At 47.7% G+C, this 12,260-nt stretch carries 13 protein-coding genes, 1 tRNA gene and 3 pseudogenes; 13 read left to right on the top strand and 4 right to left on the bottom strand.

Annotation, left to right across the window (positions count from 1 at the left end; translation table 11 throughout):
- Positions 1-23 precede the first annotated feature (23 nt).
- The gene (locus tag C1713_RS02820) at positions 24-443 is read right to left on the bottom strand and encodes a pyridoxamine 5'-phosphate oxidase family protein (protein ID WP_102492965.1); all 420 of its coding nucleotides are present in this window, start codon (positions 441-443) and stop codon (positions 24-26) included.
- An 82-nt stretch (positions 444-525) separates the two neighbouring features.
- Between C1713_RS02820 and C1713_RS02815 the strand changes: the two genes are divergently transcribed.
- Complete coding sequence (locus tag C1713_RS02815) at positions 526-1,464, top strand: helix-turn-helix transcriptional regulator (RefSeq protein ID WP_102492964.1); 939 nt, start codon at positions 526-528, stop codon at positions 1,462-1,464.
- On the opposite strand, the gene C1713_RS02810 is transcribed toward C1713_RS02815, so the two are convergent.
- A complete protein-coding gene (locus C1713_RS02810; protein ID WP_102492963.1) occupies positions 1,465-2,262 on the bottom strand; it encodes an SDR family NAD(P)-dependent oxidoreductase in 798 nt (265 codons plus the stop codon).
- A gap of 66 nt (positions 2,263-2,328) precedes the next feature.
- Here C1713_RS02810 and C1713_RS02805 point away from each other — a divergent pair, with 66 nt between their 5' ends.
- The 4 genes and pseudogenes from C1713_RS02805 to C1713_RS02790 all read left to right on the top strand — a co-directional run.
- Complete coding sequence (locus C1713_RS02805; RefSeq protein WP_102492962.1) at positions 2,329-2,700, top strand: MerR family transcriptional regulator; 372 nt, start codon at positions 2,329-2,331, stop codon at positions 2,698-2,700.
- A gap of 151 nt (positions 2,701-2,851) precedes the next feature.
- A complete protein-coding gene (locus C1713_RS02800; RefSeq protein WP_102492961.1) occupies positions 2,852-3,862 on the top strand; it encodes a hypothetical protein in 1,011 nt (336 codons plus the stop codon).
- A gap of 136 nt (positions 3,863-3,998) precedes the next feature.
- Positions 3,999-4,433: pseudogene (locus C1713_RS02795) on the top strand (magnesium chelatase domain-containing protein); the annotation flags it as partial.
- A 122-nt stretch (positions 4,434-4,555) separates the two neighbouring features.
- Positions 4,556-5,074: pseudogene (locus C1713_RS02790) on the top strand (recombinase family protein); the annotation flags it as partial.
- Between the two features lie 125 nt (positions 5,075-5,199).
- Here the strand turns inward: C1713_RS02790 and C1713_RS02785 are convergent.
- Positions 5,200-5,808 carry an SAP domain-containing protein gene (locus C1713_RS02785; protein WP_009442089.1) on the bottom strand — a complete coding sequence of 203 codons (609 nt, stop codon included), beginning with the start codon at positions 5,806-5,808 and terminating at the stop codon, positions 5,200-5,202.
- A gap of 144 nt (positions 5,809-5,952) precedes the next feature.
- On the opposite strand from C1713_RS02785, the gene C1713_RS02780 reads away from it, so the two are divergent.
- The 6 genes from C1713_RS02780 (at position 5,953) to tadA (ending at position 9,446) form a co-directional block, all read left to right on the top strand.
- Positions 5,953-6,291, top strand: coding sequence for a transposase (locus C1713_RS02780; RefSeq protein WP_006696190.1), 339 nt, complete (start codon positions 5,953-5,955; stop codon positions 6,289-6,291).
- On the top strand, positions 6,288-7,196 hold the full coding sequence (locus tag C1713_RS02775; protein ID WP_006696189.1) for an IS3 family transposase: 909 nt from the start codon (positions 6,288-6,290) through the stop codon (positions 7,194-7,196). Before C1713_RS02780 ends, C1713_RS02775 begins: the two co-directional genes overlap by 4 nt.
- Positions 7,197-7,346: 150 nt before the next feature.
- Complete coding sequence (gene tnpA, locus C1713_RS02770) at positions 7,347-7,820, top strand: IS200/IS605 family transposase (RefSeq protein ID WP_050342360.1); 474 nt, start codon at positions 7,347-7,349, stop codon at positions 7,818-7,820.
- A gap of 221 nt (positions 7,821-8,041) precedes the next feature.
- A complete protein-coding gene (locus C1713_RS02765) occupies positions 8,042-8,413 on the top strand; it encodes a hypothetical protein (protein WP_102492960.1) in 372 nt (123 codons plus the stop codon).
- A gap of 303 nt (positions 8,414-8,716) precedes the next feature.
- Positions 8,717-8,995, top strand: a complete 279-nt coding sequence (locus C1713_RS02760; RefSeq protein WP_009442475.1) for a hypothetical protein — start codon at positions 8,717-8,719, stop codon at positions 8,993-8,995.
- Positions 8,985-9,446 carry a tRNA adenosine(34) deaminase TadA gene (gene tadA, locus C1713_RS02755; protein WP_009442474.1) on the top strand — a complete coding sequence of 154 codons (462 nt, stop codon included), beginning with the start codon at positions 8,985-8,987 and terminating at the stop codon, positions 9,444-9,446. The genes C1713_RS02760 and tadA overlap by 11 nt, the downstream gene beginning before the upstream one ends.
- A 74-nt stretch (positions 9,447-9,520) precedes the next feature.
- On the opposite strand, the pseudogene C1713_RS02750 reads toward tadA, so the two are convergent.
- Positions 9,521-10,592, bottom strand: a pseudogene (locus C1713_RS02750) (IS30 family transposase).
- 170 nt (positions 10,593-10,762) lie between these two features.
- Between C1713_RS02750 and C1713_RS02745 the strand changes: the two are divergent.
- Positions 10,763-10,839, top strand: a tRNA-Pro gene (locus tag C1713_RS02745).
- A gap of 67 nt (positions 10,840-10,906) precedes the next feature.
- A complete protein-coding gene (locus C1713_RS02740; RefSeq protein WP_102492958.1) occupies positions 10,907-12,190 on the top strand; it encodes a M18 family aminopeptidase in 1,284 nt (427 codons plus the stop codon).
- The last annotated feature ends 70 nt before the right edge of the window (positions 12,191-12,260 follow it).

Genomic DNA, 12,260 nt, shown 5'->3' with positions numbered 1-12,260 from the left:
TCATCAGTATGGGGCAGCAAGACTCAAATCGTCACCGTTCCACTGTGTTCCATATCGACGGTCACTGTCGCAGTGGGAAATGTGATCTCGTAGACAATGAGTGCGTCACCGACCGCAGCAATTGTTTCGTCGTAGCCCGGAATCTTTGCTGTGAAGGTATCGGCGAGGTCGAAGATACTGCGCTTGCTCTTCGCGGCAGTGCCAACGGCACGGACGTGTGCCGTTCCCCCGTCATGAGGGATCGTGGTGAACGAAACTGTATGGTTTGCGTCGATTTCACCAACCTTTGCATTGTCTGGAAAGGTTGCGAAGTAGACGAGCTTTTTCTCCTCTGCATAGACAAAATTAACAATGCGCACATGGGGTGTATTGTCCACCGATGTTGCAAGTGCGAGGTCTTGATGTGCTGCCATCAGGCGCAGAAATTCGTTACTCAGGTTCATATTCATACTCCTTTTCTTTGTGTAATAGTTGTAGTATAGTATAAAAAGGTGTCAATTTGCGGCACCTTTATGGAGGATGTATATGAATAAATCCGAGCGTCTGAACGATATGATACGTTATCTTTCGGGAAAGAACTCTTTTCGACTGCGTGATCTGATGGAGCGATACAGTATTTCGCGCAGCTCCGCTCTGCGCGATGTGCGTGCACTTGAGGAGTTGGGACTGCCAATTTTCACACGCGTAGGACGCGGTGGGTCATATGGGATTCTACCGAATCATCTACTTACGCCGATCCTTTTTACAGTAGATGAAATGTATGCGCTCTACGTTGCCATGCGTACGCTCGACTCATATCAGACCACACCGTTTCATCTGGATGTGGTGCGTCTGCGGGAGAAATTTGAGGAGTGCGCCCCTCTCCACAGGACATCCCTGCATCGTATCGCGGATATTTTACGCCTTGATGTAACGAAGCACGCGAATGAGAGTGCATGTTTGCGGGATATTTTACAGTTTGCTGTAAAGGAGCAGCCCTGCGTGATTTATTATCAAAAGAAAGAACTGCGCCGCTATACAGTGCAGTTCTTCGAGATTCGCGCAGCGTATGGGCAGTGGTATGGGACGGCACACGATTTCGAGATGGGGCAGGCGCGTGTCTTTCGGTGTGACCGCATCACTGCGGTGGAGGAGTGTATGGATGTGGCGGGGATGCCTCTCTCGTCCTTTGCACGCCCCTCAGAGGAACTTTATCGCCGTGCAGATGCTCTCTCCTTTGTTGTCGAAATTACAGCAAAAGGACGAGATTTTTTTTATAAAGAACACTATCCGTCCATGCGACTTGTGGAGGAGAATGGGCGGTACTATATCCATGGATTTTACAATGTGGGCGAGGAGGAGTTTATCGCGGATTACTTTATCCACTATGGAGATGAAGTTCAAACGGTCAAGTCTATGGCACTCAGAGAGGTGATCCGTACACGGCTACGTACGTTGACGATGCATTATAAGGAGATGGCTTAATTACTCATCGACTTCATTTTGATTATGTGCAGAACCTCCCGCATAGGGAAACTGTGGCAGGCACAAACGAAATGCGAAGGTCTCGCGATCAACGATACCGATTGTCTGGTCGCTATCGTATAGGGCGAGAAGGAACTCTGCCATTTGGTTGCTTGTGTGATAGGTGCCGAACGCCTTGTCATAGTCATAGGCGGCGTTGTTGTTCGCGACTGCGCCGAACTCGGTCTGCGTTGCAGCGGGGGCAAGGAGCTTTGCACGGAGCTTCGCGCCGCGTGCTATGAGTTCATGTGCGAGTCCCTCGGTGAATGCACTGACATAGAATTTTGTCGCGCAGTAGGTGACAGCAGTTGGGACAATGGTGTAGCCGCCGACGGAGGAAATGTTGATCAGCTGCGTATCTTCTATCTCAGCGAAGTCTCGTACGAAGAGTGTGGAAAAGACGGTCAGTGCCTCGATGTTTAGATGAAGCATTTGTCTGATTTTGTCAAGGTCGGATGTGTCGACTGCGCCATAGCTTCCAAAGCCCGCATTGTTGATCCATGTCCCAATAGGTAAGGCTTTTATTGTATCATAGACTTGTGTGACGTTCTCGACAGAAGAGAGATCGGCAGTTTTGATAACGATGTCCAGTGCCGGATGTGCGGCAAGAATCTCTTCCTTTAGGGCATTTAGTCGCTCTGTGCGCCGTGCAATAAGGATGAGGTTGTGTCCGCGCTCAGCGAATGCTTTTGCTGTCGCCGCTCCGATGCCGGAGCTTGCTCCTGTGATGACGGTGTATCTGTTGTTTTGTTTGCTCATGATGAAATCCTCCTTCTGGCACTACTTTATAATGTAGAGTATACTCTATGTCAAGGAGGAGATTTTATGGAATATAGCATTGGTGAATTCTCCCGGAAAACGGGTCTTGGCATTCATACACTGCGCTACTATGAGCATGAGGGACTGCTCCTGCCGGAGCGTACGGTGGCGAATCGGCGGTGCTACTCTGAACGAGATGTTGCGTGGGCAGCATTCATCCTGCGACTCAAGGAGACGGGGATGCCAATTCGGGAGATTCGGCGCTATGCCGCATTGCGGGCAGAGGGCGATGGCACCCTTTCGGTGCGGATGGAAATGCTCACAGCGCATCGCGCCAATCTTGCGGCAGAGGTGGAGAAGCTGCACGCACATATGGAGGCACTCGATAATAAGATTGCATTTTATCGCGCGGAAATTGCGGAGCGTGGTAAAGGATGATTTGATGCGGAGTGATCTATGTTATACAATCTGTACCAAAAATGTTACAGTGATACATGGTTAGCCTAATACGTTTTTGAAAAAGCTTTGGTAAAGACATATTTTCTGTGTTATGTCTTTTTAAGGAAGTTAGTCATGAGGGGGAAGCGAAATGCTTATAGCGTATTTAGATATTTTAGGATTTTCCAGACTCATAAAGCAAGATATGGCTAAGGTTAATGATGTATTATGTATAGTTCAGGATAGAATGAAAACAGCGTTTATGGACGATAAACTCCATCCTCAAGAGGAGTTTGAAAAACATAATCCGAAAGAAAGTTGGGCGCTTTCAGAAAGAAGTAGATTTAGTACATTTGACTATTTCATTAGCGCCAGTGATTCGATTGTGATTATTTCCAAAAACGATACTCCTTTGTTCATGAGAAATCTCTCATATTTTATGGCTACAGTATTTATGTTATCCGCTAAGTCTTTTCAAAAAAAATTTTTAGATATGGAGTGCGTGGATTCAGAGCGTTTTATTGATTATGATGGAATTGATTTTCACCCGCATAAAGCTGAACCTATTTTATTTCGAGGAGGCATTGCACAAGGTGAACGCGAGAATATATGTATTTCTGAGATAAGAAATATTATTGACAAAAAACTAGAAAGAGCTTGGAATATAAGTGGCGAAACTTTTCTTAAAGCTGTTAAAGCGGAATCAAGAGGGAAGGGACCACGCCTGTTTTGTGATAAAAGCATAACGGAATGGGTAAACAAGCTGCCAACTCATGAGACAGAAGATTTACGGAAAATACTTCGTAGAGTAGGAGAGGGGGATGAAGAGTCCTGTGAATTAGTCTGGACAATAGATGCTTGTGAATCAAATTTTGGTTCAACGAGGGGAACGTCTATTAGTAATCTTGAAGATAATGCTACTAGAGCTATAAGGGATAATCTATTCCCACCTGCAAAAAACTTATGTGAGGCGGCTCGTAAGCTTTATGATGAGGAGGTTTTTATACACTATAAGGAGTTTATGTATTTAACCGTGAATGGAATACTGCAGTATTCTAAAAAAAATAATTTGACTAATATTAAAGAGGTAGAAAAAAATCTACTTAAAGAAATGGAAAATATTGGCTTAAAACTAGAAAAATATATCTTCATGAGTGAATAATGCCTCATTAATGAGAAGATTCCATTCGCCCTACTTAGCGTTTGGAATCTCTTTTTTCTTTGCAAAGAATCATTAGGCAACATACCCTCTCTTGTGTTATAATTTTCTTATATTTGAAACGTAGGAGGGAATGCCGTTGTTTGCAAAGACTTATGGTGCGACGACCCTCGGGATAGATGGACGGATTATCGACGTTGAGGTGGATGTGTCACCGGGGCTGCCGGGGTTTGAGCTGGTGGGGCTTCCCGATACGTCGGTGAAGGAGTCGAAGGAGCGTGTACGCACTGCAATCCGCAACTCGGGCATCCAGCTGCGGCAGGAGAGGGTGACGGTGAATCTTGCACCCGCCGATGTGCGAAAGGACAGTTCGGGGCTTGATCTGCCGATTGCGGTTGGACTCCTTGCATCCTACGGCATGGTTCCCGAGGCGGCGGTGCAGAGAGCACTTTTCTCTGCAGAGCTTTCTCTCGATGGAAACTGCCGTCCGATCAGTGGTATTCTCCCAATGGCGATTACGGCGCGGGAGCATGGGCTGACGGAGTTCTACGTTGCTCCGTCCATTGCGGTGGAGAATTTCATCTGACAACATTTCTATTTTTGTATACTTCCTAGACATGACGAATCCCTACTGTTGTAATTTTTATTTTACAACAGTAGGGATCTTTTTTACTGTCCGTTCTCTAGAGAGCTGTCCACTTGACCGAGGAGGAAATGAAACAGATTTTCGTCAAGGCACTGAACTCCTTGATGGAAGTCAAAGAGAACGTGATCGCAGAACTCCGTTCCCTGATTGATAGCGTTTGCCAGATGGAGGAGCTGATAGAGGAGCGCAGTATGGTAGAGCAAGACTTAGGCAATTTGGCAGAAAGGATTGAAAAACTGATTCGCGAGAATGCACTGGTGGCACAGGACCAGACGGCATATCTGAAACAGGAAAATGAGATTCGCGCACTCTATGTGGAAAAGCAGGGACATTTGGAGCAGTTGGACGAGCAAATTACCGAGAGGGAGAGTAAGAGAAACGCTTTGGAGAGCATGATTCAAGTGCTATGTGGTATCAACGAGGAGCAGGTTGCGTTTGACGAGGAGCTATGGGGCGGGGTGCTCGATCACATTATGGTCAAGGAGGATGGTGTGGCAGTTGTTGTTTTCAAGGGTGGGATTGAGAGCGGCGTTGATGGATGTAGAGGTTTGTTCTATTTAAGGAAATAAAGCGGATGAAGATCGGTACTCTATAGGGGGACATTGGCAGGGAAAAGATGCGCTGAGAGAAGTTGGACTACAGTTATCAGCGTTTCTTACAATACAGTCAACAAATTAATTAAGAAGTGTTATCCTTAAAGCTTTTCGAGTTGTTTTAAATGATCTTGCACTAATGTGTGTGAATACATTTTAGGTTGATCGGAATCACGAACAATTCGCCATAGGATAGCAGCTGCCTTTAATTTTGATTTGAACTTGTCATTTATGGGATCAGCGCAGAAATCTTTTAAGAAGCGGTTCCATTCGCATACAGAAGAATCATACTTTGCATACGTCGATATCCCCTTATATACATTCAACATGTCCTGTATAGTAAACGATGTGTCGTGATCCGCTTTCACCTTTCGCCATGCGGTCGCCATATCTGCTGTAAATTTAAAGGGAGAAACCCTCGTCAGATTTGAGAAATATGTTCTAAACTTTGTGTTGAACGAAAAGTTGCAAGCAAGTAATGGTGTGTCCAAGGAAATCGCTCCAGATGACATCATCTGCTCTTTTTGGGGAGTGGCTTTGACTATGTTCCCTTTAAAGTATTCTGCAATGTTGTGATTGAGATCTTTTTTTACCCCCCTGTGTGCAATTCCAAGCTTTTTGCAAATCTCTACGAGTTCTGTTCGATACCAATAATATTTTATAAACTCCTCATATGAGCGAATCTCATCAAATGCAGGACGCTGTGTCATAATGACATCTCCTCGTAAATAGCAGGTCAGACGAATAGATGTCTATCATTATATCACATTTATGGTATGATGTTGTATAAATAAAGTTGACAACTTCTCTGCAAGGATTTTAGATAAAGTCAAAGAGGAGAAGGAGAGATCAAAATGGCAACAAACAGACAATACGATCACGAATTTAAGGTGCAGGCAATCAAGCTGGCGCAGGAAATCGGTCAGGCGAAAGCCGCCAAAGAGCTGGGAATTTCCAAGAACACAATGTATACATGGATGCGTGCTCATCGGCTTGGATATTTGGATCTTGGGTGTGGCACGCAAACACCGCAGAGTGCCCTAAGTCTGCACGAGGAACTCGTACAGCTTCGTGCACAACTCAAAGCACAGGAGAAGGAAATTCGACGGCTAAAGAAAGAGAATGACTTTCTGGAGGAAGCAAGCGCTTTTTTCGCCGCGAGCCGTCTGAAGTCAACAAAAACGAACGCATGAAGTTGATTGCGTTCAAGACCTCAGATGGCGCCCTCAAAGGAAATATCAGCTTCTGCTGCAAGATGCTCCATGTCACGAGACAGGGATTTTATCAGTATTTGACGAGCAAAGACCGCCCATGGAAATATCAGGAACTTGCCGACGCCATGATGCAGATTCATGCAGAGGACGAATGCAACGACACCTACGGAAGAATCCGCATGTATCAGGCACTCAAGATCAAACAGCCGGAAGGCGTCCGTATTCCGAGTGAACGAACTGTTTACCGTGTTATGGAAGAGATTGGCTTAAGTCATCGCCCCAATCATAGACCGAACGGTATCACCAAAACAGATCATAAGGCACAGATGTCAGAGGATCTCATGGGGCGCGATTTTACTGCCGACACACCTCTTTCCAAGTGTGTCACTGACATGACAAAGATTCCGGCGTATGACGGAAAACTCTACATTTCAGCACTCTTTGACTGTTATGATGCCAGCGTGCTCGGACTGTCTATGGACACGAACATGAAGGCTTCTCTATGCGTAAGGATGCTGGATAACGCTATGCTCTCCTACCCAAAGCTCAGGGGAGCAATCCTGCACTCGGATCGCGGCAGCCAGTATACGAGTCAGCTGTATCGGGAGGCAATTCATACCTATGGGATTCGTCAAAGCATGAACAGTGCCGGTGGACGCTGTCATGACAATGCGCGCTGTGAGAGTATGTGGGCGCGCATGAAGTCCGAGCTGCTCTATGGACGCTATGACACAAAGAAGATGACAATCGAAGAGTTGAAGGTACTGGTTTGGCGATACTTCATGAGCTATTGGAACAACCGTCGGATTTGTTCAACAAACGGGGGGCTTCCTCCGATGGTGAAGCGGCGTCAGTTCTATGACTCTATTGCCGCAGCTACTTAAGCGTTCATTCCCTTGTGAGAAATTTGTCAACTGTTCTTGACAATATCATGGAAAGAGCTTAAGCGGTGAACAGAAAATCCCCAGTGTGCTAAACTATGCGTAAGCCTGCCAGCCTAAAAATAGTAAAGACACTAGGGAGGAAACAGCATTATGTCGAAACAACAAAATGCCGATACGCATAGTTTAGCACACACAAAGTGGAATTGTAAGTATCACGTTGTGTTTGCACCGAAGTATCGGCGAAAAGTATTCTACGAAGGGAAACGGCTGGAAATCCGGGAGATCCTAAGAAAGCTGTGCGCGTGGAAAGGAGTAGAAATCATAGAAGGAGAAATCTGTCCGGATCATATCCACTTGCTGTTAAGTATCCCGCCGAAGATCAGCATATCGAGCTTTATGGGGTATCTAAAGGGCAAGAGCAGCCTAATGATATTCCAGAAGTATGGAAATATGAAATTTGCCTACCGGAATCGAGAATTTTGGTGCAAAGGGTATTATGTCGATACCGTAGGAAAGAACACCAAGGCGATTAAGGAGTACATAGCTGATCAGCTGAAGAAGGACCGGGAACAGGATCAACTGAGCTTGTTTGACCCGAGAGACCCATTTATGGGTGGCAAGTAACCTGTGCATAGCTGGCAGGCCAATAAAAGGCGTACTTGTACGCCGCCAATTACATAAGGGCTATGTCCGAAAATGAAAAACCACCCGCTATGCGGGTGGATATTTATTATGGGATAAGGAGAGATCGGGCAGATATGGGAAAGATAGAAAAGGGGAGGCGCGCGCCTAAGAACGTGCGCCCTTTCCATGCAGGAAGGGAGTAATATGAAGTGGAGGTTTTTATGTTACACGTACTTCAAAAATTGCAAGATGCATGGGGTGTCAAACTGTCTGTTACCTGCGCTCTGTCTATTGCGTACGAGGAGCACGCACAGATTTTCGGTGCATTCTGTATCCTCGTATTTGCTGACCTCTTCACGAAGTGGCTGTTTCTCTCACGCAAGCGTCTGATTGAACAGGGAATTGCAACGCCGACGATTTTTGCGGCTGCGTATGGGATTCGTGGGGCGATACAGGATGGCTATATCACAAGCAAGGACATGTTAAAAGGGTTCGTGCGTAAAATCCTGACCTATATCGGGATTGTCATCTCAGCGGTGGTACTTGACTTTATGCTGTGCGCGACGGTAATGTATAACGTCGCGGAGTGGTAATGGCGTAAACGACAAGAGGGACAGCGTAACGTGTGCCGTCACTCTACTTTTTTGTTGTCTACAGCTTGTCTACAAAATACCATAATTCGCCCTCTATACTGCTATTTCGTCTTTGTGTGAGAATCTCTGTGTTATTCTTGCGATATCTTGTCATTGTTGGCTTGCTGGAGCGTTACAGTGTTTGATGAATCACTCCTTTGGACGGACGAAATGCCTTTTCTGTTTAAGGTTTACATCGAAATGTCGATATTAAAGGTGAGATCGTAAATAACATCCATTCTGGAATGTAAGGAGGTGTCAGCAATGGTAGAACGAGTTGAACGTGTCATGCGCATTAAGCGCGTCCGCTTCAATAACGATGAGCTCTTTGAGCGCAGAAAAGGGTTTGAAGAGCGAGAAAAGGATGAATCCTTTTCCTCTATCTTTGAAGATGAGGTAGAAAAGAAGAAAAAGAGACAGATGAAGCAGGAGGATTCCGAGACGGCATATCATCTGGAGATCGGGCGTGCAACGCAGTCCCTGTTTTATCAGGGAAAGGCTGACATTTCCGATGCAAAGAGAAAACTGCCTCATGCCGGATGATCTTCATGGCATGCGCCTCGCCTTGGAAGAGGCGAGGCGTGCCTATCAATGCGGAGAGGTCCCCATCGGTGCAGTCATCCTCGATGATGTAGGCAGTGTCATTTCGAGCGGATACAATCTACGTGAGACGGAGCACGATGCCACAGCACATGCAGAGCTGATTGCGATCCGCCGTGCCTGTAAGGCACTAGGGCGTTGGCGACTGACGGGGATGACGCTCTATGTCACCATTGAGCCGTGTCCCATGTGTGCCGGTGCAATCGTGATGAGCCGCATCAGCCGTGTCGTCTACGGGAGCACAGACAGCAAAGCAGGGGCGTGTGAATCCCTGTTCAATATCACAGGATGTCCGGGACTGAACCATCAACCGGATGTGTGTGCCGGGGTATTGGCCGAGGAGTGTGCCGCTCTGCTCAAGAACTTCTTTCGAGAGCGGCGGAAAAGGGGTTGATTGCGTGCTTGGCAGACAAGCTGAGGCAAATTGCAAGTTTAATTGTCGCAAGGTCTCGTTAAACTTTTAGCGAGTTATATCATCGCAGCATACATATCATTTGCTGACTTATATCCGAAAATCTTGCGCGGATAGTTGTTAACCCAATCTTCGATCCGCTGCAGTTCCTTCGGCTTCAATTTGCTGAAGTCCGTTCCCTTGGGAAGAAACCTGCGCAGCATCCGATTTCCGTTTTCGTTGCTTCCACGCTCCCAGCTGCTGTACGGATGCGCGTAATATNACCTCGCCGCATTTGGCGGCACGCTTCATTCCTTCGCCATCCAAAAACTCTGACCCGTTGTCTGCCGTGATACTCTTGAATACGTGCGTAAAGTCTCCTTTGACGCGCCGCTGCAACCGACGAAGTGCTTGCAGCACCTCTTTTTGGCTCTTGTTCTTTATCAGAACATAGAGTGATTTCCTCGTCTGCCGTTCGACCAATGTTAAAATTACCGGCTTTGTCCCTTTGCGACCGACGACCAAGTCAATCTCCCAATGTCCGAACTCCTCTCTCCGATTCACCGGCTCAGGGCGCTCGTCGATGCTTTTCCCGTCCCGGTTATTCCACGCAACACCGCGCCTGCTGTTTTCTGTCTGTTTACCCTGATTCTTTTTGTATAGGAGGTCGTCGTTTGTGAGTTCGAAAAACAGCTGCTGATCGATATAGTTATACAGGGTCTTGACACAAATGCGGACATCATAGCTCCAGCCGCGTTGACAGAGCTCACCGATAACTGCCGCAGGAGACCATTTTTCTGTTTTGATCTTATGTTCAATGTGTCGAGCAAGCGCGTGGTCTTTATCGATTTTCAGCCCCCGCCCTTTACGAGCAGCGTTTTCCTCGTGTCGTCTTTGTGCTACATCGGCAAGATACACCCACTGCACCTGCAGGTCTCCGCAGGTCTTGATATTCTTCGTCGCAGGTTTGAGCTGTACTGTCATTCCAAGACGCCGCTCCCGCTCAATCGTACGCTTGGAGCAGCCAATGTATGCGGCGATTTCCTGCGGCTTCAACCCGGCCTGGAAATAGGCTTCGATTTTGTACCGATCCCGCTCCGTCAGCTGTTTCCATTTCCCTGTTTTTGTAGTACAATGATTCTGTTCCATTTTGCAGTCTCACTTTCAGTTTCTTTTTGTGTTGTGACTAAAAGTTTAACTGAACCGTTTGCAAAATGGAACTTTTTGCGTCAATTTATTTTACAACTTACGTTGGCAGACAAGCTGAAAAAATAATGCTTGCATTTTCCGATGAAACTTGCTAGAATACATATCGTTGTCGGGATGTGGCGCAGTTTGGTAGCGCGCATCGTTCGGGACGATGAGGCCGCAGGTTCGAACCCTGTCATCCCGACCATTTTTTGTTTAGTGAAGACCAGCCGGTGGGCGGGTCTTTTTCTGTTTATGGGGCGGAGGGCTTTCACGTGACCTACGAAGAGATGAAATGTGCCGAGGAATTGATTGACTTTATTGATACGGCGACTTCGCCATATCATGTGGCAGGCAGGACGTGCAATGCACTGCTCGGGGCACATCTGTCTCCTGAGGAAGGAATTTCTGCGGGGCACAGCTATTATTTTCCCCTGTTTGATACGGGCGGCGTTGTCGTTTCGATTGGCGAGAATGTGCACGGTCCGCTGCGCATTGTCTGTGCCCATACGGATTTTCCATGTCTGCGCGTCAAGCCGCATGCGGTGATGCATGAGCACGGCTATGGCAAGCTCAATGTGGAGGTATACGGCGGGATGATCCGCAGTACGTGGATGGATCGTCCCCTTTCCCTCGCAGGGGCTGTGGCTGTGCGTAGTGCAGATCCTCTTGCTCCGCAGATGCACTGTGTCGATTTTCGCCGCCCGCTGATGATCGTTCCGAATCTTGCGATACACATGAACCGTAAAGTGAATGAGGGAGTGGAGCTGAAGCCGCAGAAGGATCTCCTGCCGCTGCTCTTCCTTGACGGTCGTGAAGAAGGCTCTGACGAGGATAGACTGACTGCACTTCTCGCCGAGGAGCTGAATGCTCCCCCGGAGGAGATCCTGTCCTATGATCTGAATGCCTATCCCTGTGAGTGCGGCTGCCTGCTGGGAGCGGACAATGCGTTTCTGTCGGCGCCGCGCCTCGATAATCTGTCCTCGGTCAAGGCATGTCTCGATGCTGTGAATGACTGGAATGGCACAGAGGGGATCCGTGTCACAGCGCTCTTTGACAATGAGGAGGTCGGCAGCCGTACGAAGCAGGGCGCAGGCTCGGCTGTGTTGGGGATGATCTTGGAGCAGGTCTATACGGCCCTCGGATGCTCACGTGAGGAGTATCTTGAGACGATTCTGCAAGGATTCTGTCTCTCGGTGGATGTTGCTCATGCACTCCATCCCAATGTACCAGAGAAGGCAGATCCGACGAATCAGCCCGTGCTGAATGGAGGCGTCGTCCTGAAAGTGGCGGCGAATCAATCCTATGCAGGGGATGCCTACGGGCGTGCTGTCATAAGGACACTGTGCGAGGACGAGGAGATCCCCTATCAGGTGTTTACGAATCATTCGGATGCGCCGGGCGGGGCGACACTTGGCTCGATTCTCTCGGCACAGCTGCCAATGCGGACGGTGGATATCGGCGTCCCTGTTCTTGGGATGCACTCTGCACGCGAGACCATGGGGGCAGAGGATCAGACGGCACTTACGCGGCTTCTTTCGTCTTTTTTCTCCGCATAGGAAAGACATCCGCGGCAAGGCGTGTTATAATAGAGAACATTATGTAAAGGAATCACTGATAAAACGAGGT

The sequence above is a fragment of the Centipeda felix genome, assembly GCF_900186465.1.
In the GTDB taxonomy this organism is placed as follows: Bacteria; Bacillota; Negativicutes; order Selenomonadales; family Selenomonadaceae; genus Centipeda; species Centipeda felix.
Note: the sequence above shows the minus strand (reverse complement) of the source record. Positions and strands in the feature narration are given on the sequence as shown.

Bases quoted from the DNA above. Each gene is read 5' to 3' on its own strand.
- C1713_RS02820 (WP_102492965.1), bottom strand. From the start codon at position 443: ATGAACCTGAGTAACGAATTTCTGCGCCTGATGGCAGCACATCAAGAC.
- C1713_RS02815 (WP_102492964.1), top strand. From the start codon at position 526: ATGAATAAATCCGAGCGTCTGAACGATATGATACGTTATCTTTCGGGA.
- C1713_RS02810 (WP_102492963.1), bottom strand. From the start codon at position 2,262: ATGAGCAAACAAAACAACAGATACACCGTCATCACAGGAGCAAGCTCC.
- C1713_RS02805 (WP_102492962.1), top strand. From the start codon at position 2,329: ATGGAATATAGCATTGGTGAATTCTCCCGGAAAACGGGTCTTGGCATT.
- C1713_RS02800 (WP_102492961.1), top strand. From the start codon at position 2,852: ATGCTTATAGCGTATTTAGATATTTTAGGATTTTCCAGACTCATAAAG.
- C1713_RS02785 (WP_009442089.1), bottom strand. From the start codon at position 5,808: ATGACACAGCGTCCTGCATTTGATGAGATTCGCTCATATGAGGAGTTT.
- C1713_RS02780 (WP_006696190.1), top strand. From the start codon at position 5,953: ATGGCAACAAACAGACAATACGATCACGAATTTAAGGTGCAGGCAATC.
- C1713_RS02775 (WP_006696189.1), top strand. From the start codon at position 6,288: ATGAAGTTGATTGCGTTCAAGACCTCAGATGGCGCCCTCAAAGGAAAT.
- tnpA (WP_050342360.1), top strand. From the start codon at position 7,347: ATGTCGAAACAACAAAATGCCGATACGCATAGTTTAGCACACACAAAG.
- C1713_RS02765 (WP_102492960.1), top strand. From the start codon at position 8,042: ATGTTACACGTACTTCAAAAATTGCAAGATGCATGGGGTGTCAAACTG.
- C1713_RS02760 (WP_009442475.1), top strand. From the start codon at position 8,717: ATGGTAGAACGAGTTGAACGTGTCATGCGCATTAAGCGCGTCCGCTTC.
- tadA (WP_009442474.1), top strand. From the start codon at position 8,985: ATGCCGGATGATCTTCATGGCATGCGCCTCGCCTTGGAAGAGGCGAGG.